Source organism: Ectobacillus soli, from assembly GCF_042610425.1.
Lineage (GTDB): Bacteria > Bacillota > Bacilli > Bacillales > Bacillaceae_G > Ectobacillus.
The window spans coordinates 20,230-41,218 of the sequence record NZ_JBGJZM010000003.1 but is presented as its reverse complement, the minus strand read 5'-3'; the positions used below and the strand labels follow the sequence as shown (position 1 = coordinate 41,218).

Annotated in this window: 15 protein-coding genes; 5 read left to right on the top strand and 10 right to left on the bottom strand. The window is 40.0% G+C overall.

Translation table 11 applies throughout. The annotated features are described in order from the left end of the window. Positions 1-203 precede the first annotated feature (203 nt). Both ACAN53_RS14765 and ACAN53_RS14760 read right to left on the bottom strand, forming a co-directional pair. On the bottom strand, positions 204-923 hold the full coding sequence (locus ACAN53_RS14765) for an MIP/aquaporin family protein (protein WP_379970918.1): 720 nt from the start codon (positions 921-923) through the stop codon (positions 204-206). A gap of 224 nt (positions 924-1,147) precedes the next feature. Continuing rightward, on the bottom strand, positions 1,148-1,525 hold the full coding sequence (locus ACAN53_RS14760; RefSeq protein ID WP_379970917.1) for an iron chaperone: 378 nt from the start codon (positions 1,523-1,525) through the stop codon (positions 1,148-1,150). Between the two features lie 465 nt (positions 1,526-1,990). Here ACAN53_RS14760 and ACAN53_RS14755 point away from each other — a divergent pair, with 465 nt between their 5' ends. From ACAN53_RS14755 to ACAN53_RS14745, 3 genes are all read left to right on the top strand, one after another. Continuing rightward, the gene (locus ACAN53_RS14755; protein ID WP_379970915.1) at positions 1,991-3,034 is read left to right on the top strand and encodes a polysaccharide deacetylase family protein; all 1,044 of its coding nucleotides are present in this window, start codon (positions 1,991-1,993) and stop codon (positions 3,032-3,034) included. A gap of 109 nt (positions 3,035-3,143) precedes the next feature. Continuing rightward, a complete protein-coding gene (locus tag ACAN53_RS14750; RefSeq protein WP_379970914.1) occupies positions 3,144-4,232 on the top strand; it encodes a polysaccharide deacetylase family protein in 1,089 nt (362 codons plus the stop codon). A 151-nt stretch (positions 4,233-4,383) separates the two neighbouring features. After that, a complete protein-coding gene (locus tag ACAN53_RS14745) occupies positions 4,384-5,472 on the top strand; it encodes a polysaccharide deacetylase family protein (RefSeq protein ID WP_379970913.1) in 1,089 nt (362 codons plus the stop codon). Between the two features lie 55 nt (positions 5,473-5,527). Here ACAN53_RS14745 and ACAN53_RS14740 read toward each other — a convergent pair whose 3' ends face one another. The 4 genes from ACAN53_RS14740 to gatC form a co-directional block, all read right to left on the bottom strand. Next, entirely contained in the window at positions 5,528-6,424 is an 897-nt protein-coding gene (locus ACAN53_RS14740) for a diacylglycerol kinase (RefSeq protein WP_379970912.1), read from the bottom strand. Positions 6,425-6,607: 183 nt separating this feature from the next. Then, on the bottom strand, positions 6,608-8,038 hold the full coding sequence (gatB, locus tag ACAN53_RS14735) for an Asp-tRNA(Asn)/Glu-tRNA(Gln) amidotransferase subunit GatB (RefSeq protein WP_379970911.1): 1,431 nt from the start codon (positions 8,036-8,038) through the stop codon (positions 6,608-6,610). Between the two features lie 15 nt (positions 8,039-8,053). Next, entirely contained in the window at positions 8,054-9,514 is a 1,461-nt protein-coding gene (gene gatA / locus ACAN53_RS14730) for an Asp-tRNA(Asn)/Glu-tRNA(Gln) amidotransferase subunit GatA (protein ID WP_379970910.1), read from the bottom strand. Positions 9,515-9,530: 16 nt separating this feature from the next. Further along, positions 9,531-9,821 (bottom strand): Asp-tRNA(Asn)/Glu-tRNA(Gln) amidotransferase subunit GatC, encoded by a 291-nt coding sequence (gatC, locus tag ACAN53_RS14725; protein ID WP_379970908.1) that lies wholly within the window; start codon positions 9,819-9,821, stop codon positions 9,531-9,533. A 558-nt stretch (positions 9,822-10,379) separates the two neighbouring features. Here gatC and ACAN53_RS14720 point away from each other — a divergent pair. Beyond that, positions 10,380-14,456, top strand: a complete 4,077-nt coding sequence (locus ACAN53_RS14720; protein WP_379970907.1) for an SH3 domain-containing protein — start codon at positions 10,380-10,382, stop codon at positions 14,454-14,456. A gap of 54 nt (positions 14,457-14,510) precedes the next feature. On the opposite strand, the gene pruA is transcribed toward ACAN53_RS14720, so the two are convergent. Continuing rightward, positions 14,511-16,058, bottom strand: coding sequence for an L-glutamate gamma-semialdehyde dehydrogenase (gene pruA, locus ACAN53_RS14715; RefSeq protein ID WP_379970906.1), 1,548 nt, complete (start codon positions 16,056-16,058; stop codon positions 14,511-14,513). A gap of 198 nt (positions 16,059-16,256) precedes the next feature. Here pruA and ACAN53_RS14710 point away from each other — a divergent pair, with 198 nt between their 5' ends. Further along, a complete protein-coding gene (locus ACAN53_RS14710) occupies positions 16,257-16,844 on the top strand; it encodes an LOG family protein (RefSeq protein WP_379970905.1) in 588 nt (195 codons plus the stop codon). A 44-nt stretch (positions 16,845-16,888) separates the two neighbouring features. Here ACAN53_RS14710 and ACAN53_RS14705 read toward each other — a convergent pair whose 3' ends face one another. The 3 genes from ACAN53_RS14705 to ligA form a co-directional block, all read right to left on the bottom strand. Continuing rightward, the gene (locus tag ACAN53_RS14705; RefSeq protein WP_379970904.1) at positions 16,889-17,662 is read right to left on the bottom strand and encodes a TSUP family transporter; all 774 of its coding nucleotides are present in this window, start codon (positions 17,660-17,662) and stop codon (positions 16,889-16,891) included. Positions 17,663-17,734: 72 nt separating this feature from the next. Continuing rightward, positions 17,735-18,949 (bottom strand): CamS family sex pheromone protein, encoded by a 1,215-nt coding sequence (locus tag ACAN53_RS14700; protein ID WP_379970903.1) that lies wholly within the window; start codon positions 18,947-18,949, stop codon positions 17,735-17,737. A 15-nt stretch (positions 18,950-18,964) separates the two neighbouring features. Beyond that, positions 18,965-20,974, bottom strand: a complete 2,010-nt coding sequence (gene ligA, locus ACAN53_RS14695) for an NAD-dependent DNA ligase LigA (protein WP_379970902.1) — start codon at positions 20,972-20,974, stop codon at positions 18,965-18,967. Positions 20,975-20,989 lie beyond the last annotated feature (15 nt).

Genomic DNA, 20,989 nt, shown 5'->3' with positions numbered 1-20,989 from the left:
CTTTTCCCTCGTTCACGGGCACAATCCTCTCCCTTTTCTTCCCGCCCCGTCCGTTTTTCCACTCCCACAGGCACAATTCTCTCCCTTTTCTTCCCTCCCCAGCTGTTTTTACACTCCTGCAGGCACAATCCTCTCCCTTACGTACTCACCACCTTCGTGAAAAAATAAAAAAGACCGATGTTCACCACCGGTCCGTTCCACTCTTATTTAAACAAATGTATATACGTAAACACCCCTAAAATCGATCCTAAGATCGGAGCAACTACAGGTACCCAGGCATATTTCCAGTCTGAGCTTCCTTTGCCCTTGATCGGCAGGAGTGCATGTGCTAGACGTGGCATAATGTCGCGGGCTGGGTTTAAGGCTGGGCCAGTTGGACCCCCAACGGAAAGAACGAGCGCCCATACTAGGAAGCCGATTGCGATGTGGGCCGTGAATTTATCCTGCCCCATTAGCGGAGAGTGAACGATTCCTAAGGCACCAAAAACGAGAATAAATGTACCAATAAATTCAGTCAAAAAGGCGTTCAAATTGGAGCGTTTGTAAGCCGCGACAGAACCGAAGCAACCGAGTATGTCGACTTGATCTTCCGTATCATCCATGAATGGCTTGTACATAATCCATACAATAATAGCGCCAAGGAATGCACCAATCAACTGCGCCAAAATATACGGACCTACTTTCTCCCACGGAAATTCACCATTTAACGCAAGTCCAAGCGTGAATGCTGGATTAATATGATTTCCGCTAATTCCTCCGAAAATGACGGCTGGCATCATGACGGCAAATCCCCACCCCGTGGAGATGACCATCCAGCCGTTCTTATGTCCCTTTGCACCTTTTAAATGTACATTGGCCACAACGCCGTTTCCTAATATCACCATGAGTGCGGTGGCAAATACTTCTGCGATGTATGCTGTCATAGTCTGTTCCTTTCCTAGTTAAGAATGAAATTGTAACCTATATAAGAAATCGTTCCCATATGTTCAAGGCTACAATCATGCTATTTTAATTGTTGGATTTTCTATAATGTTTACCGAAAAAAATGTGGTAGAAAGATGGAGGGGTAGGGAAAAAAACAAAGCAATACAGCGACCAGAAATAGACATCTTTGTTCACAAAACAGTCGCTATTTCCGCGAAGCCGCTTATCTTTTCTTTTCTGCTTTCCTACGATTTTCAGCAACGCGAAATAAAACAATTTGTTTGATTAATTCATAAGGTAGCGGCTGATCAATGGGAAACTGTACGGTTCCTTTGGAGCTTTTATAGGAAGATAACTTCTGCCCAAACGCAGTAATACCGCTTGAAGTTGGGTAAAAACCGATATGCTTTTTGTATGCCGCAAAGTATACGAGGTTTCCGTAGTATGCGAAGGTCGGCATTTGATAACTAATCTTTTCTTCTGCTTCGGGTGCGCATTCTTTAATTACCTGTCTCAGCTTGAATAACTTCTCTTGTACGTCAGGGGGAAACTGCAAGATGTATTCATCGATTGATGCAAATGTTACTTTGTTTTTTTCCATGACTTCTCCTCCTGAATCTACATTTTATCCCACTCTTTGTGGGCAGTAAGTAACCAAAACCAGTTGATTGATGACCGGCAACTATGATTTTCACTCGAAACAGTAACTAAAGCAGTCGATTGATGACCGGCTATCTTGATTTTCGCTCGAGGCGGTAATCAATGCCCTGTTTATGTTCCCGTTGAAACGCATGATCCACTATCGAGGGCAGCAATCTAGTATCTATGAGTAAAGAAATTACTACAAGTTCCGTTATTGGTTAGGCAAAGAAATAAGGTACTTTCTCTAGGTATGTAAGAGAGTGATACCTTTTTCAGTGCCCCCACTGAGGGAAGTTTCACTTTATTGTCATTATCATACTTGCTGGAACACCTTCTTACAAGTCCTCTATTTTTCTTTTCGAAGCATGCAAGAAATTCCTAAAATGTGGAACACTATCCGTATGTTTATGAAAGAAGGGATTTTATGAGAATTGCTGTTCTGTTTATGATGTTCATTCTTTTCCTATCTTCTCCTACATTAGCCGCCCCGAAAACCGAAATTATTCATGATCAACCAATAGGAGATGCATCTTCAGTCACGCTCTCCCTTGTACATACGCCGGCTAGAACAGATGAAGTCATGTACCGGGTTTGGCGCACTGCGGATGGTCCTTCAAGCGCTAAAACCTTTACGTCTACTGACAAACAGTCAAACTTTTCCTTAGTACTTGCTACCAAGCAATTTGAATCACAGCGAGGCCAATATGAGATAGAAGCAGTAAGAGTAAAGAAAAAGAAGCCAATGATCACAATTGCCAAATCAACTGTAACGTTTCAGCAATACGTTCCTATTTTAATGTATCATTCGATTGCGGAATTTAAGGGAAGTGGCTTAGAGGAACTATATGTTTCTCCCGCAAACTTCGAGGCGCAGATTCGCTATTTAAAAGAACATAACTATACCCCTTTAACGTTTGATAGATGGAATGAAATAAACACAGTTAACAAGCCAGTATGCATCACCTTTGATGATGGCTATGAAAACAATATAAATGCCTATGAAATTTTCAAAAAGATGAAAAGCGATCATTTTAGACCGTCCGGTACTATATTTGTCATCGCTGGTTTTGTTGGTAAGCATCATCGATTAACAGCTGATCAGCTACGGGATATGTCACAATCAGGTTTCTTTTCCATTCAATCGCATACGATGTATCATCCTGATTTGCCCGAAGTAAAAAATATTCAGGAAGAATTAGAAAAGTCAAAGGATGTAATAGAAGCAATGACAGGAAAGCCCGTCATGGCCTTTGCCTATCCATACGGTCACTATAATAAGGATATCATGCAGCAGGCTATGAAATATTATCAATTTGCTGTAACCGTTCGCCACGGACTCTTTATTGAAAAAGGAGCACCGGACGAATATTACACCATGCCACGCCAGTTTGTTCAATATTCAACGACTATCGAGCAATTTGCTAATCTATTGCAACCACATGCAGTCAGTAACCATCATTCTAGCTAGCCCGCTTTATTCAAGCGGGCTAGTCTTCATTGATTGTTCATAAAAACCATTCCCTACCTTAAAGCATTATGGTATATTGAAATCAATTTCAAACAAAGGAATGAAGCGAATGAAATATGCACTAGTTCTCCTACTTACACTCTTATCACTTACCGGATGCTCCTTCACATCTCAGCAATCAAAACACGCAACTAGCGAAGTCCCTACACAAACACCTGTTGTAAAAAAAGCAACTACTCCATCCGCGCAAGGTCTCATTACATGGGATGCTATTACTTACAAATCAACACAAACGACACTCTATATGAAAAATCTCCAAGATACCTTTACAGAAGTGCAATACATGATTTGGCGTATCGCAGATGGTCCAAGTAGCGCTCGTCATTTTTCATCTAAAGATACTTCTAATCACTTTTCACTCCCTTTTTCTTTGCAAATATTTGACTACAAACGCGGGGAATATCAAATTCAAACAGTAGGTGTAAAAGCAGATGGTTCGAATACACCACTCGCTTATTCTACGATCACATTTGAGCAGAAAATTCCAATGTTAATGTATCACGGCATTGATGACTACCGCGGGGTGGGATTTAAAAGCTTATTTGTTCCACCTGCTCAATTCGAATCGCATGTGCAGTACTTAAAAGATAACGGATACACTCTGCTTACCTTTGAACGATGGAGTGAACGAAACCGCGTAAACAAACCTATTTTCCTTACTTTTGATGATGGAATGAAGGATAACCTAAATGCATATAACGTACTGAAAAAACTAAAGGATGCTTCCTTTCAACCTGCAGCAACTTTTTATGTTATTTCTGCCTTAATTGATAAGGATGGATACCTATCTGCAAATGATATAAAGTCGATGTCTGACTCAGGGATTATCTCGTTTGGATCTCATTCCGATACGCATGACTTTCTAACAAAAGTACCCAATCTTGAACAAGAACTTCAAGATTCCTCTAGAAAAATTTCAGATGTAACGGGAAAGGCAGTTGTTTCTCTCTCCTATCCCACTGGTGTATATAATGATAAAGTCGTCGGGATTGCAAAAAATTATTATGATTTTGCCGTCACATCAGATGATGGACAGTTTATTCAAAAAGGATTACCGAATGAACGCTACTTAATAGAACGGATCTATATTACACCAACCATGTCGATGAATCGTTTTATCAATGTGATACAAGAATAATAGCAAAACCTACCCATTCTATTTCCTATTTCATTGTAAATCGAATGTAAATTTTTTAAGAAAATATAATGATCTTGCAAACTTTATTTATTGTTTGGTATAGGGTGGTATGATGACAAGTGGAATTATATATAAAGGGATGAAGAATAAAATGATAATGAAATATGTGTCTGTACTGCTTCTTGCCTCTGTTATTACCACTGGCTGTTCATCAGCGATTCATTCAATTGCTTCTGCTCCTAAGGCGGTTGCGAAGCAGGTAAGTAATCCTATTCCCACTTCACAAGGACTTATAACCTGGGACTCTATTAATTACGAATCGAAACAAACCACTATCTATACAAAACAATTACGGGATTCCTTTTCAGAAGTACAATATCGAATTTGGCGCGTAGCAGACGGCGAAGGTAGCGGGAAAGTTTTTTCTTCTAAAGATACTGCTAATCAATTTGCTTTGCCTTTCTCTTTGGAGTCGTTTGATTGGAAACGAGGCGAATATCAGATTGAAGCAACTGGCGTTACATCTGATGGTACTAAAATTCCTCTCGTACATTCAGCTATAATTTTTCAGCAAAGTGTTCCTTTTTTAATGTATCACGGGATTGATGAATATCACGGACAAGGAATTAGAGGGTTATTCGTTTCACCTAGTGCCTTTGAAGCACAAATGAAATATTTAAAAGAAAATGGATATACGTTGCTAACATTCGAACGATGGAATGATATTAACAAAGTTAACAAGCCTATTTTTGTCACATTTGATGACGGTATGAAAGACAATTTAAATGCATTTTACATTTTTCAAAAGCTGAAGGATGATCATTTTCAACCTACAGCGACTGCTTATGTGTTACCCGGATTCTTTGGGAAACCTGGATACTTATCAACGGACGAAATAAAAATGATGTCTGACTCTGGCGTATTCTCAATTCAATCCCATACAGTCAATCATGCAAATTTACCTTATGTACCAAATGCGGAACAGGAGCTACGAGAATCAAAGGATAGAATTGCCCAAGTAACAGGAAAACCAGTTATTGCTATCGCTTATCCAGTTGGATATTATAATGACAATATCGTAGAACTTACTAAGAAATATTATGACTATGCTGTAACTACGAAAAAAGGGAAATTTATTGAAAAAGGCGAGCCCAATGAGAAATATGTTATTAACCGATTCGATATTACTCCTATTATGACCATGAATCAATTTACAGAAAACATACAAGAGAATAAATAAAGTGAAAAGGGATTGTCACAAAGACGCATACGTCTTGTGACAATCCCTTTTCACTTTACGTCTTTACTTCACGCGGGATAAATACATCCAAATAATGATACAAATTCTCAAATTCCATTGGCGTATCGCCTCCGTATTCACCGTCTAAATTAATCATTAATTTATCTGGTGTATTTACTTTTATACGGTTCGCCTGTGTATAAAGAATTTGTGGATTGTTCAGATGCTCACCGCGAACTGCTTGTGAAGCCGCTTTAATGAGATCTGCAAGTGTTCCTTTTTTTAATATAAGTAAATCAAACATCCCGTCATTAATGGAAGCTTCTGGGGCGAGTTTTTCGAATCCTCCGACTGAGTTTGTATTCGTAATTAAGAAGAGTGTAATTTCTTCGCAGAGCACCTTGCCATCATATTCAATTTCAACGTATGTAGGATGTAGAGACGGAAGCATCTCAATTCCCTTTAAATAATAAGCAAGCTGCCCAAGCATTGTTTTAAGCTTACTTGGCACTTCATATGTTACTTCCGTAATTCGTCCTCCACCCGCAATATTGATAAAGTATTTATCATTTGCACGTCCAATATCAAGGGGGATGGAATGTCCTTGACATATGATATCGGTTGCTTCTTCAATGGAACGGGATACGCCAATGGCTCTAGCAAAATCATTTGTTGTTCCTACTGGAAGAATTCCAAATTTCGGACGTTTTCCTGGTCCCACTAGTCCATTTACAACTTCATTTAATGTACCATCTCCGCCTGCTGCAATGACAACATCAAAGCCACGCTTTGCAGCTTCCCTAGCAGCTTTGGTTGCATCTCCTTCACCCGTTGTAGCATGACAAGATGTTTCATAACCTGCTTGTTCTAATTTGTGAAGGACATCTGGCAAATACCGTTTAAATAATTCTCGTCCTGAAGTTGGGTTATAAATTACTCGTGCACGTTTCATTTTCTTCATCACCCTTAATTTAGAAAAAAGATCCTTTATACATACATTTATCATTATCAAAGCAATTTTGCAACTACAAGGAAGTTAATTAAACGTTTGATTAGTCAAAAAGGGTGAACAGAAAAGAGATATTTCTCCCTCTGTTCACCCTTGTAAGATGCATATTATGGTTTGTGACTTTTTTTACCGCTTGTTTATTTCTTCTAATAAAATCTTATTTACAAGCTGCGGATTCGCTTGTCCTTTTGTTGCTTTCATAATTTGTCCAACTAAGAAGCCAACTGCACGGTCTTTCCCGTTCTTGTAGTCTTCAATGGATTGTTCGTTTTTATCTAGAACATCTGTGACAAATTTTCGAAGCGTTGCTTCATCGGAAATTTGAACAAGACCTTTTTCCTTAATGATTGCTTCTGGATTTCCGCCTTTTTCCACCAATTCAGCAAATACTTTCTTCGCAATCTTCGAAGAAATTGTGCCATTTTCAATAAGCTTTATCATTTTTGCTAAGCTTTCTGGTGTTAATGCAAGATCATGAAGCTCTTTTTGATTCTTATTCATATAACCAGATACTTCGCCCATTAACCAGTTAGAAGCAAGCTTCGCATCTGCACCTTCCGTAACGGTTGCTTCAAAGAAATCAGACATTTCTTTCGTAAGCGTAAGAACCTTCGCATCATATTCAGGAAGTCCAAGTTCTTCGACATACCGTTTCTTACGAACATCTGGAAGTTCTGGAATCGTTGCACGAACACGTTCTTTCCATGCTTCATCAATCGAAAGTTCAACTAAATCTGGTTCTGGGAAGTAACGATAGTCGTCAGAGCCTTCCTTTACACGCATAAGAATCGTTGACTTGGTTGTTTCATCATAGCGACGTGTTTCTTGTTCAATAATACCGCCAGAAAGCAAGACTTGCTCTTGACGTTCTTCTTCAAACTCTAATCCCTTTTGAACGAAGGCAAAGGAATTTAAATTTTTCAATTCTGTTTTCGTACCGAATTCTTCTTGGCCTACAGGACGAATCGAAATATTCGCATCACAGCGAAGAGATCCTTCTTCCATTTTACAATCAGATACACCTGTATATTGAATAATGGACTTTAATTTTTCCAAATAAGCATAAGCTTCTTCTGGTGTACGGATATCTGGTTCAGATACGATTTCAATTAGTGGTGTTCCTTGACGGTTGAAATCGACAAGGGAATGATTACCCGCTGCATGAGTCAATTTACCAGCGTCTTCTTCTAAGTGAATACGAGTAATCCCAATACGTTTTTTGTTGCCACCGACTTCGATTTCAATCCAGCCGTGTTCGCCGATTGGCTGATCAAATTGTGAGATTTGATAAGCTTTCGGATTATCAGGATAGAAATAGTTTTTACGATCAAATTTCGTATCCGTTGCAATTTCACAGTTTAACGCCATGGCAGCCTTCATACCAAAATCTACTGCTTCCTTATTAATGACAGGAAGTACCCCTGGATAGCCTAAATCAATAACGCTCGTTTGTGTATTTGGGGGCGCACCGAAGAGATTAGGACTTGCTGAGAACATCTTTGTTTTTGTTTTTAATTCTACATGGACTTCTAAACCAATAACTGTTTCAAAATTCATCTCGTTTCGCCTCCCTTATAATTGTGGTTTTTGCTTATGATAGTCAGTTGCTTGTTCAAATGCATGTGCAGTGCGATAAATCGTTGCCTCGTCAAAATATTTACCGATAATTTGCAAGCCAAGTGGCAGACCATTTTCTGCGAAACCACATGGAACAGAGATTCCTGGAACACCTGCAAGGTTTACTGGAATGGTTAAAATATCATTTGCATACATCGTTAATGGATCATCAATAATTTCGCCTACTTTAAATGCAGGTGTTGGTGTTGTTGGTCCGATAATCACATCATAGTTAGCAAATACATTATCAAAGTCTTGTTTAATTAATGTACGAGCCTTTTGTGCTTGTTTATAATAAGCATCATAATAACCAGAGCTAAGAGCAAAGGTACCAAGCATAATACGACGTTTTACTTCATCGCCAAAACCTTCGCTACGCGTATTTTTGTAAAGTTCCAATAGGTTTGTCGCATTGTCTGTACGATATCCGTATCTCACTCCGTCGAAGCGAGCAAGATTTGCAGAAGCTTCTGATGATGATAGTAGGTAATACGTTGCAAGTGCGTATTTAGAATGTGGAAGCGATACTTCTTCCCATGTTGCGCCAAGTCCTTCTAATACTTTTAGTGCATTTCGAACAGATTGACGTGCTTCTTCGCCAACACCTTCTCCGAGATATTCTTTCGGAACTGCAATGCGAAGCCCTTTTACATCTCCTGTTAAAGCAGATACATAATCTCCTACCGGCACATTTGCAGAGGTAGAATCATTTTGATCTAAGCCAGAAATTGCTTGAAGCAAGTATGCATTATCTTCCACATTACGTGTAATCGGACCAATTTGATCAAGTGAAGATGCAAATGCTACAAGACCAAAACGTGATACACGGCCGTATGTAGGTTTTAATCCAACTACTCCGCAGAAAGATGCTGGTTGACGAATTGAACCACCTGTATCAGATCCAAGTGAAAATAATACTTCTCCAGCTGCAACAGAAGCAGCAGAACCACCGCTAGATCCACCTGGTACATAGGCAGTATTCCAAGGATTCTTCGTAGGGAAGAAGCTAGAGTTTTCATTGGAAGAACCCATTGCAAATTCGTCCATATTTAGCTTACCGATTGTAATGGTTTCAGCTTGTGTTAGCTTTTGTACAACAGTTGCATCATAAATAGGATCAAAATTTGCTAGTATTTTACTAGCACACGTCGTACGAAGATTCTTCGTCACGATATTATCCTTCACACCTATTGGCATACCAAAAAGCAGACCTTTTTCATCAGTCTTGCCAAGTTTTTCATCAAGTTCTTTTGCTTTTGCACGTGCGTTTTCTTCATCTAATGTGATAAATGAACTAACTTTATCCTCTACCTTGGCAATGCGATTGTACGACTCATCTACCAAATCAGTAACAGAAATTTCTTTACTATGTAATTTTTTATGTAATTCTGATACAGAATAGTCAAATAATGACACAGTACATTCCCCTCCTCTATTCTATAATCGCTGGCACACGGACTTGATTGTTTTTATGATCCGGTGCATTCTTTAATACATCTTCAATTGGTAATCCTGGTTGTGGTACATCTTCACGCATAACATTTTTCATATCTAACACGTGGAATGTTGGCTTTACATCGTCAGTATTTAATTCATTTAATTGCTCAGCAAATCCAATAATAGCATCAAGTTCTTTAGATAGCTTTTCAGCCTCTTCTTCAGTAAACGTAAGACGTGCTAAATGAGCAACGTGCTTTACAGTATCAACAGAAATTCTCGACACGTTCAGACACCTCCATACATATTTCGTTCTATTATACAATAATATTGATGATACCAGACTTTCTTGTATACAAGCAAGACATGTAGCAAGAATGGTCGGTTTTTTCATAGGGACAACAAAGTTGCTATTGTTATTTTGTTCGAATAGTCAAAAAATAGAACGGTTGCACCATCATTCATTATACCACTCACAGATAGGATATAAACGGAAAGTTAGCAGAAACGGAAAGCGCTTTAGTAGAAATAGCCAGGATACTTTTCCTTTTATTTTTATATATTTTTTATATATTTTTCACAATATATAAATTTAATTATTTTCCATAATATGCTACGATAGGTATAGATAAAATTATATATACCTTGCCTTTTACATGTTTAGATAACATTCTTTTCCTATTATATTAGGGTTCTGTGATTTTTATTTTTTTAATTGAACAAATACGAAAATAGTTCTTTCTTCTACTACGTTCTACAATCATACATGTATCTACATACAGATTCTATTTCATACCCATTTCAAATTTGTGTTTATAAAGGGGGGAATGGATATAAGCTAGGCTTGTATCCTTTTGCAATGAATGCATCAACAAATACTCTACTCGTTAGCTCACTAGTCGCAAGTGGCTTAGCTGTTGTAGCCACAAACACATATGCAGCAACTGATTCAGCCATGCAGCAAGGCATTGTTACCACCTTACATTTAAATGTTCGCTCAGCACCATCCACAACAAGTACGATTCTCGGCACGCTCGTTCAAGGGCAATCTGTTTCTATCGTAAATCAAAACAATGGATGGGCCAAGATTTCCTTTAACGGCAAGGATGCTTATATTTCGCTCGATTATGTTAGACTTGCTAGCCCAGCGGCTCCGAGTGCACCGGCTCAAACACAAGCAGCTACCGTCAATGCTGATAAATTAAATGTTCGCTCTAGCGCTTCTACTTCTAGTAGTATTCTAGGATCTTTAGTTCAAGGACAATCTGTTTCCGTTCTTAGCTCTAGTAACGGATGGGCTAAAATTTCCTTTAACGGCAAAGATGCTTTCGTTTCCTTGGCTTTCTTAAAACTTGCGGATTCTTCCGCTAGTTCACCGACTCCGAGTACTCCTGCTCCTGCTCCGGCTCAAACACAAGCAGCTACCGTCAATGCTGATAAATTAAATGTTCGCTCTAGCGCTTCTACTTCTAGTAGTATTCTAGGATCTTTAGTTCAAGGACAATCTGTTTCCGTTCTTAGCTCTAGTAACGGATGGGCTAAAATTTCTTTTAACGGCAAAGACGCTTTCGTTTCCTTGGCTTTCTTAAAGCTTGCGGATTCTTCCGCTAGTTCACCGGCTCCGAGTACTCCTGCTCCTGCTCCAGCTCCGGCTCAAACACAAGCAGCTACCGTCAATGCTGATAAACTTAATGTTCGCTCGGATGCTTCTACTTCTAGTAGTATCGTAGGATCTCTTATTCAAGGTCAATCTGTTTCTGTTCTTAGCTCTAGTAACGGATGGGCCAAAATTTCTTTTAACGGCAAAGACGCTTTCGTTTCCTTGGCTTTCTTAAAACTTGCGGATTCTTCCGCTAGTTCACCGACTCCGAGTACTCCTGCTCCTGCTCCGGCTCAAACACAAGCAGCTACCGTCAATGCTGATAAATTAAATGTTCGCTCTAGCGCTTCTACTTCTAGTAGTATTCTAGGATCTTTAGTTCAAGGACAATCTGTTTCCGTTCTTAGTTCTAGTAACGGATGGGCTAAAATTTCTTTTAACGACAAAGACGCTTTCGTTTCCTTGGCTTTCTTAAAACTTGCGGATTCTTCTACTAGTTCACCGGCTCCGAGTGCTCCTGCCCCAGCTCCGGTTCAAACGCAGGCAGCTACCGTCAATGCCGATAAATTAAATGTTCGCTCGGACGCTTCTACTTCTAGTAGTATTCTAGGATCTTTAGTTCAAGGACAATCTGTTTCCGTTCTTAGCTCTAGTAACGGATGGGCTAAAATTTCCTTTAACGGCAAAGATGCTTTTGTTTCCTTGGCTTTCTTAAAACTGGCGGATTCTGCCGCTAATTCGCCGGCCCCGAGTACTCCGGTTCCAGCTCCAGCTCCGGTTCAAACACAGATCGCTACTGTTAATGCCGATCACTTGAATGTTCGCTCGGATGCTTCTACTTCTAGTAGTATTGTAGGATCTTTGATTCAAGGTCAATCCGTTTCTGTTCTTAGCTCTAGTAACGGATGGGCTAAAATTTCCTTTAACGGCAAAGACGCTTTCGTTTCCTTGGCTTTCTTAAAACTTGCGGACTCTGCCGCTAATTCGCCGGCTCCGAGTACTCCGGTTCCAGCTCCGGTTCAAACACAGATCGCTACTGTTAATGCCGATCACTTGAATGTTCGCTCGGATGCTTCTACTTCTAGTAGTATTGTAGGATCTTTGATTCAAGGTCAATCCGTTTCTGTTCTTAGCTCTAGTAACGGATGGGCTAAAATTTCCTTTAACGGCAAAGACGCTTTCGTTTCCTTGGCTTTCTTAAAACTTGCGGACTCTGCCGCTAATTCGCCGGCTCCGAGTACTCCGGTTCCAGCTCCGGTTCAAACACAGATCGCTACTGTTAATGCCGATCACTTGAATGTTCGCTCGGATGCTTCTACTTCTAGTAGTATTGTAGGATCTTTGATTCAAGGTCAATCCGTTTCTGTTCTTAGCTCTAGTAACGGATGGGCTAAAATTTCCTTTAACGGCAAAGACGCTTTCGTTTCCTTGGCTTTCTTAAAACTTGCGGACTCTGCCGCTAATTCGCCGGCTCCGAGTACTCCGGTTCCAGCTCCGGTTCAAACACAGATCGCTACTGTTAATGCCGATCACTTGAATGTTCGCTCGGATGCTTCTACTTCTAGTAGTATTGTAGGATCTTTGATTCAAGGTCAATCCGTTTCTGTTCTTAGCTCTAGTAACGGATGGGCTAAAATTTCCTTTAACGGCAAAGATGCTTTTGTTTCCTTGGCTTTCTTAAAACTTGCGGATACTCCTGCTACGCCTAGCACACCAATCTTAGTTGGTGGTTCAAATCCTGCTGTCATTTCTACAGCAACGATAACCGTACCGCAGATAGACGTTCGGGAAAATGCCTCATATTCCTCAACCTCACTAGGTACAGTAAGCAAAGGTAGTAGCATCGGAATAATAGAACAAAGCGGGGATTGGATAAAAATCTCGTTTAATAACAAAGAAGGATACATTCCCGCGCTATCCATTAAGCCTTTAGCGCAGGAACAAACGACAACTGTAACGGCTTCCATATTAAACGTGCGGGATACACCATCGATTAATGGCAATATCATTGGTAAGCTGAACAAAGGCCAAACTGTCCAAACAATAAGCTCAGAAAATGGATGGGCCAAAATTCAATACAATGGCTCGTATGCATACGTATCAACCGGCTATTTAAATCAAAGTACATCAGACGTTTCCTACGCCGTTGTCACATCTACTAGTACCATCCTACAAGACAACCAAACGAATGCGGAAACCTTGTTATCTACTACTCAAGCAGATAGCTACGTAACACGGAACGGACAAGTTATTGATATGAAAAATGGCTTTGTACGAACAAACGGCGTTGTAAACATTTACGACCGCGTAACTAACCAAAAACTTACCTACGTAGCAGCAAACACGGATTTAAAATTTGAAAAAGCAGTAGGATCACTCATCTATGTCACGCTAGATGGTATGAAAGGCTATGTGACTTTGCAAGATGTAACGCTCTTCCCTGGCATGCTTCATTCTCCTACATCGTATTACACTGTAAACAATAGTAATCTCATTTACAATTTATACGATGCTAGCAGCAGCAATTACTATTCCTATGGCGTTGGCTATGCACCGACTCAATTAATACAAGGCGTACAATATGAAGCCTTTGATCGTACCTCTATCGGAGGGCAAGATAGCTATCAATACTTCCAATACGTACCGCTTCGTATTTCAGCTAACTATAGCGCTGATGAGCTCAATCAATTTATAAAAGCAAACCGTCCAGACAGTCCTCTAGTCGGAACAGGGCAATACTTTATTGATGCAGCAAATAAATATCATATCAATGTAAGCTATCTATTAGCTCATGCGATTATAGAATCAGGATGGGGAACAAGCAGCATTGCAAAAGATAAAAACAATCTATTCGGATTCCAAGCAGTTGATTACAATCCATACGGAGGAGCCGCATCCTTCTCTACGTTGCAACAAGGCATTGACTATTGTGCACAGTATATTGATAAAAACTATTTAACTCCTAATTCTCTCTTCTATAATGGGGACTTTTTAGGCGATAAAGCACGGGGTATGAATGTGTATTATGCAAGCGATAGCAACTGGTCAAATGAAATCTCATCTGTCATGCATAAAATCGATGGCATGTATGGAGATCGCAACCTTCATTCTTATCAGCTAGGTAAGATTTCAGCAGGCGTACAGCTCGTGCAAAATCTAGCAGGGCAAAAGGCCTACTTAACAAACCATGAAATCATCGCAGCCATTAAAAATACGATACAAACACCAGCAGGCACCATGTATGAGTTAGTATCCGATGATCCGCAATATAGTAGCGTATACGTAAATGCTAGTGATCTTACACTCATTAAATCCTATTGAATATCGAAACAGAGAGAATGTATGCTTCTCTCTGTTTTTTCTATCCATATCCTTTTATAACATTTCGGATGTCGTTTTTCCTTGCATATGAAGAAGCAAGTAATCTGGGCCTCCTGCCTTCGAGTCTGTACCAGACATATTAAAACCTCCAAACGGCTGATACCCTACAATAGCGCCTGTACAACCTCGGTTAAAATATAAATTACCTACATAAAAATCTTCACGTGCTTGTTCCATATGAGCCCGATTGTTTGTAATAACTGCTCCTGTTAATCCATATTCCGTATTATTTGCGATGGCAAGCGCATGATCAAAATCAGTTGCCTTACAAAACGCAACGACCGGTCCGAAAATTTCTTCCTTCATAACACGAGCATCTTCTGGAACATCAGCAATAATCGTTGGCTTGATAAACCATCCTATCTGATTATCTCCCTCTCCTCCTAGCTTTATCGTGCCCTCTTCTTTTCCTACTTGAATATAACTCATAATTTTTTCGTACGCATTTTGATCAATCACCGGTCCAATATTTATACTGCTGTCTTCCGGATTTCCCAGCTGCCATTCCTTCGTTAACTCAATTGTTCGTTCTAATACAACATCATACACATCTTCTACAACAATCGCCCGCGAACAGGCCGAACATTTCTGTCCTGCAAATCCGAACGATGAAGCCGCAATCGAACGAGCAGCTAATTCTAAATCAGCTTCTTTATCTACAATAATCGTATCCTTACCTCCCATCTCAGCAATCACTCGTTTTAACCAGATCTGACCAGGATGTACTTTGGAAGCTCGCTCATAAATACGTAATCCCACCTCTTTCGATCCAGTAAAGCTAATAAAGCGTGTTCGAGGGTGATCGACTAAATAATCTCCTACATCACTTCCACTTCCAGGTAAAAAATTGAGAACGCCTGCTGGAAGTCCTGCTTCTTCTAATACTTCAGCAAATTTTGCAGCAATTACAGGCGTAGCACTAGCAGGTTTTAATACAACTGTATTCCCAGCCACTATAGCTGCTACCGTCGTTCCAACCATAATAGCAAGTGGAAAATTCCACGGAGAAATAATCACACCCACTCCAAGTGGAATATAGGTAAACCGATTATTCTCAGATGCACGGCTTTGCACTTGTATACCATCTTTAATCGTGAGCATTTGACGTCCATAGTACTCAAGAAAATCAATTGCCTCCGCAGTATCTCCGTCCGCTTCATTCCATGGCTTTCCCGCTTCCTTCACTAAGAGGGCGGAAAACTCATGCTTTCTTCTTCTAATTATCGCTGCCGCGCGAAATAGAATATCAGCACGCATATCAGCTTTCGACTTTCGCCACGTCTGGAATGTCTCATCTGCCACCTTCATCGCCTTCTCAGCCAGCTCCCGGCTTGCTTTAGAAACATAACCGATAATTTCTTCTCGATTTGCAGGATTTCTTGAAACAATTTTTTCATCCGTCATAATCTGTGTCTCACCAATTCGAAGCGGATATTGCTGACCAAGATAGGAATTTACTTTTTGTAATCCTTCTTCAAACGCAAGTTTATTGCTACCTATTTTGAAATCAGTAAACGGCTCATGTTTATAAGCTACTACCATAGAATAAAGCCTCCTTTTTTAAAATAGCGGTATTTTTACATTATTTTGTATATTATTAATATTCAAACAATATAGTATAGAATCCTTTATGTCATACTAGAAATTATCACTTCTTAGGTATGTCAGCTATTCTCTTTACGTTCCAAACAATATGCGGTACGATACGACTGTATGGTATTTATGTACTGGGGTGAAAGCATGAAGAATATTTGTGTATATGCAGGCTCGAATCTAGGAATCCGCTCGCAATATAAAGAGCATGCAAGACTGCTTGGCGAGGAGATTGTTAAGCAAGACTTACAATTAATTTATGGTGGGTCCCGCATAGGCTTAATGGGAGAACTAGCGAACACCGTACTCGATCTTGGGGGTACTGTTATTGGAATTATGCCAAAGGGACTATTTATCGGTGAAATGGTTCATCCACATATATCACAGCTTATCGAAGTAAATGATATGCACGAACGTAAGGCAACGATGAATGAAATGGCCGATGGCTTTGTTGCGCTTCCAGGAGGATATGGTACGCTGGAAGAGCTGTTTGAATCGCTTTGCTGGGCTCAAATTGGTATTCATAAAAAACCGATTGGACTCTACAACATCGAAGGCTACTACAACCCTTTACTTGCCATGACAAAGCATGCGGTAACGGAAGAATTTATGAATCCTAACCATTTAGATCTTATGGTATCAGCTGATAATGCAGCAGAACTATTACAACAAATGAAGCAATATACCCCGCCTGTGTTAGGAAACAAATGGAAGCAAATACCCGACTCCATATAATTAAAAAAGGGCAGCATAAGCTCCCCTTTTCTCCTGCATTAAGACTATTGTATTAAATGAAAATACTCCACAACATTTTTTCCAATTAATAAAACCGTGACGATAAGAAATAAAATCCGTACATAGCCTACACCTTTGTTCACTGCGAATTTCGTTCCAGCAAATGCACCAATAACCATCGAAAGACCCATTATTATACCATATTCAAAATGGATGGCACCTAAAAATAGAAATGTAATCAATGCTGTGATATTGCTAGCGAAATTTAACATACGACCACTCGCAGCCGCATGAATAAAATCAAACCCAATCATTAAAAAAGCGAAAATAAGAAAAGAACCCGTTCCAGGACCGAAGAAACCGTCATAGAAACCGATTGCCAAAATAATGGCTAGAAACAGAACTCGTTTTCCTTTCGTTAAACCACGATAGGTAGAAGTCGATCCCCAATCTTTTTTTATAAAAATGTAGAGGGCTACCATGACGAGTAATACTAATACAAGTGGTCGTAATATTTCTGATGATATAAATCGTACAACCAAAGCACCGACAAAAGCTCCGGCTATCGTATACGGTAGCAACCGTTTCATAATACGCATATCTACCTTCTTTTGGCGTATAAAGTACACCGTACTCGTTAAGGAACCCATTGTTGCTGCAAGCTTATTCGTTGCAATCGCAGCAGAAGGGGGTAATCCAAGAAAAAGCAAAGCGGGAATTGAAATAAGTCCGCCTCCCCCGACAACCGAATCAATAAATGATGCTAAAAACCCAAATGCCATAAGGAATAATATGATTTCTATACTCAGATGCTCCATACTCACTTTCCCTCTATTCAATTGTAAAATATGTAAAAGGCTGTTCCCTCAAACAAAGGAAACAGCCAATCCTTAATCAAAAACTTGAACGGTTGGTTTATCTTGGTTCACATCACGAACGATAATAGCCTCTGGCTTATCAACGGAATGAATATTCACTTGTACTTTAATATAGTTTGGAAATTGATCCATCACAAGACTTGCAACATATTGTGTGAATCCTATTACCTCTGCTTTTCCATTAAATTGAACGGGAATATCTAAATCCAAACTCTTCAACTGATTATCCTTGTAAAACCCTTTTCCAACAACAGCTGTAAAGTTATTTGGAAAATAATCAGAAATACTCGTTTTAAAATTTAAAAGTCTTGTTGCATCTTCTCTAACATCGTTAGAAGCCTGCGTAGATGGGAACAAATAGTATTTCTCGTTAACATCCTTCCAGCCGTCTACTCTCGTCTGTCCCTTATCTAAATTAACATACGTAACATAATTGCCTGGAACAAGGGACGATTTTGTTTGCTGACGATAGATTGCAATCGTAATTGGAACATTCTTCGCATCTGTACTTTTTTTATATAACGTATCCAAGACAGATTGTGCCATTTGTTTTCCTTGCGTAATCGCATCTTGAAGCGGAATCTCATACTCACGAGGATAGCCGCCTTCATTATCGGGAAGATTGGTATAGTAAACACTGTTCATCGCAAGTCCGATGACAATGCCGCCTAATTTTGCATTTCCACTACTATCCTTTGTCATAAAATCATGTTCTAAAATATTTGCAAGGTAGATCGGGCTTTTTGTGTTTTTTTGATCCGTTGTGCCTGCTGCATTTGGGTCATAGACTGGGTTTAGACCGATATTCGGTATACTACTACTTTTTCCACTTGTTGGCGCCGCCTTAGCCTCGGCATCCTTCTGCTGTGAATCAGTTCGTTTACGGAGTAATAACTGCTGTGTGACCGTTGAATCTAAATATTGTCCTTCTTGAAAATAGTAATCCTTTGTATTAAACGTGTTTTGTGCAATACGCATAAGACCTGATTCATACTCATCCACATCCAAGCGAGTATTTAATCCTTGTAACACTAATCCCCGCGCTGCTCCAGCTTTAAAAGGGAGAATCGTCTTGTAATATTGATCCGAAATAGAATATTTCGGAACGATAGAATTATCCTTCGTTTGCGTTGACTGTTGCGTAGTCTGTCCATTCTTCTGCAAACTCGAACTACATCCGGTAAGAGTAAGACCGAGACTTATTAGTAGCACTACTAGTTTTTTCATTTTTCGTTCGCACCTCTATTTTTTTAACTCCATAGTAAATCTATCTTCATCCCAAATCTCAATACTAAATTTTTCTGCTTGTGCAAGCTTTGATCCAGCTGCTTCTCCGACGATCACTAAATCTGTATTTTTACTTACGCTGCCTACTACATTACCGCCTCGTGCTTCAATTTCTTTCTTTGCTTCGCTTCGTCCCATCGTTGCTAACTTGCCTGTTAGGACAATGGATTTACCAGAAAAGTAAGAGTCAACTGTCTCTACTTCTGATAATGTTGCACCTTTATAAGTCATCGTAACACCATACTCTTGGAGCTTCGCTAGTAGGTGATGAACCTCTTCGTTTGCAAAATAGGCAACGATCGAACTCGCCATTTTTTCTCCAATTTCATTGATAATAGTCAATTCTTCTACGGTAGCTTGTCGTAAGTGTTCCATTGTTTCGAAATGAAGGGCTAACGTACGTGCTGCTTTCGCTCCTACGTGGCGAATACCAAGACCAAAAAGAAGCTTCTCTAGGGAGTTTTGTTTCGACGATTGAATAGCAGCGAGTAAATTCGTGGCCGATTTCTCACCAAATCGTTCTAATGCGAGCAATTGCTCCTTCGTTAACGTGTAAATATCAGCAACAGTATGCACAAGCTTCTCTTCGTATAACTGTGTAATAACGCGTTCCCCAAGTCCGTCAATATTCATCGCATCCCTCGAAACGAAATGAATGAATCCTTCCCGAATTTGTGCCGGACAAGCAGGATTTAAGCAGCGCAGGGCAACTTCTCCCTCCAATCTCACCAGTTCATCCTTACATTCTGGGCAATGGGACGGCATATGAAATTCTTGTTCAGTCCCCGTTCTACGCTCTACCAACGGATGCACGACTTCTGGAATAATATCTCCCGCCTTTTTCACTACAACAAAATCACCAATGCGAATGTCCTTTTCACGGATAAGATCTTCGTTATGGAGAGAAGCACGGCGCACAATCGTTCCGGCGACGCGAACAGGTTCTAGGTTTGCAGTCGGCGTGACAACACCTGTACGACCTACATTTAATTCAATACTTACTAACTTCGTTACAACCTCTTCGGCTGGAAATTTATATGCTATTGCCCAGCGCGGACTTTTCACAGTTGTTCCGAGTATATTTTGTAATTCTATCTCATCTACTTTAATGACAATGCCATCTATTTCATAATCAAGTGTCGGGCGCTTTTCCTGCCATTCCTCTACATAGGCAAGTACATCCTCGATTGTTTCGCAAACTCTGCGATGAGGATTCGTTTTAAACCCTAGTTCACCAAAGAAGTTCAGTGCTTCGCTATGAGAAGCAATCGGCTGCCCTTCTAGCCCCGCCATCGCATAAACAAAAAAGGAGAGATGTCTTTTTGCTGTTATTTTTGGATCAAGCTGACGTAATGAACCTGCTGCGGCGTTACGCGGATTAGCAAATAACATTTCGCCCTGTTCTTCTTTTTCACGATTCACTCTTGCAAACGACTTCTTGGGCATATATGCCTCGCCTCGTGCTTCTAACGAGAGCGGTTGATGCAGGCGAAGTGGAATCGCCTTAATTGTCTTAATATTGCTTGTAATATCCTCTCCGATTACACCATCTCCGCGGGTTGCGCCTTGTACGAACTTTCCCTCTTCATAATGAAGGGAAACAGCTAGCCCGTCAATCTTTAGCTCACAGACATATCTAACATTTTCTCTGCCAGTTCCTTGGCGTACCTTACGATCAAAGTCGCGAATATCTGCTTCATTAAAAGCATTACCAAGACTTAGCATCGGGGAAGTATGCGTGACCTTTTCAAACATGTCTAACGCATGTCCCCCAATACGAACCGTTGGTGACTCATCAGATATAAACTCAGGATGTTCTCCTTCTAGACGTATTAGCTCTTGCATATAACGATCATATTCGGCATCCGAAACAGATGGATTGTCTAAAACGTAATATTCGTGATTTAGTTTATTTATTATACCTCGTAGCTCTTCGATGCGTTCCCTTATCACTTCGTTTGACATCGTCTCATCCTTTCC

Excerpts from the sequence above, each read along its gene's own strand:
- ACAN53_RS14765 (WP_379970918.1), bottom strand. The coding sequence starts at position 923 with ATGACAGCATACATCGCAGAAGTATTTGCCACCGCACTCATGGTGATA.
- ACAN53_RS14760 (WP_379970917.1), bottom strand. The coding sequence starts at position 1,525 with ATGGAAAAAAACAAAGTAACATTTGCATCAATCGATGAATACATCTTG.
- ACAN53_RS14755 (WP_379970915.1), top strand. The coding sequence starts at position 1,991 with ATGAGAATTGCTGTTCTGTTTATGATGTTCATTCTTTTCCTATCTTCT.
- ACAN53_RS14750 (WP_379970914.1), top strand. The coding sequence starts at position 3,144 with ATGAAATATGCACTAGTTCTCCTACTTACACTCTTATCACTTACCGGA.
- ACAN53_RS14745 (WP_379970913.1), top strand. The coding sequence starts at position 4,384 with ATGATAATGAAATATGTGTCTGTACTGCTTCTTGCCTCTGTTATTACC.
- ACAN53_RS14740 (WP_379970912.1), bottom strand. The coding sequence starts at position 6,424 with ATGAAACGTGCACGAGTAATTTATAACCCAACTTCAGGACGAGAATTA.
- gatB (WP_379970911.1), bottom strand. The coding sequence starts at position 8,038 with ATGAATTTTGAAACAGTTATTGGTTTAGAAGTCCATGTAGAATTAAAA.
- pruA (WP_379970906.1), bottom strand. The coding sequence starts at position 16,058 with ATGGTAGTAGCTTATAAACATGAGCCGTTTACTGATTTCAAAATAGGT.
- ACAN53_RS14710 (WP_379970905.1), top strand. The coding sequence starts at position 16,257 with ATGAAGAATATTTGTGTATATGCAGGCTCGAATCTAGGAATCCGCTCG.
- ACAN53_RS14705 (WP_379970904.1), bottom strand. The coding sequence starts at position 17,662 with ATGGAGCATCTGAGTATAGAAATCATATTATTCCTTATGGCATTTGGG.
- ACAN53_RS14700 (WP_379970903.1), bottom strand. The coding sequence starts at position 18,949 with ATGAAAAAACTAGTAGTGCTACTAATAAGTCTCGGTCTTACTCTTACC.
- ligA (WP_379970902.1), bottom strand. The coding sequence starts at position 20,974 with ATGTCAAACGAAGTGATAAGGGAACGCATCGAAGAGCTACGAGGTATA.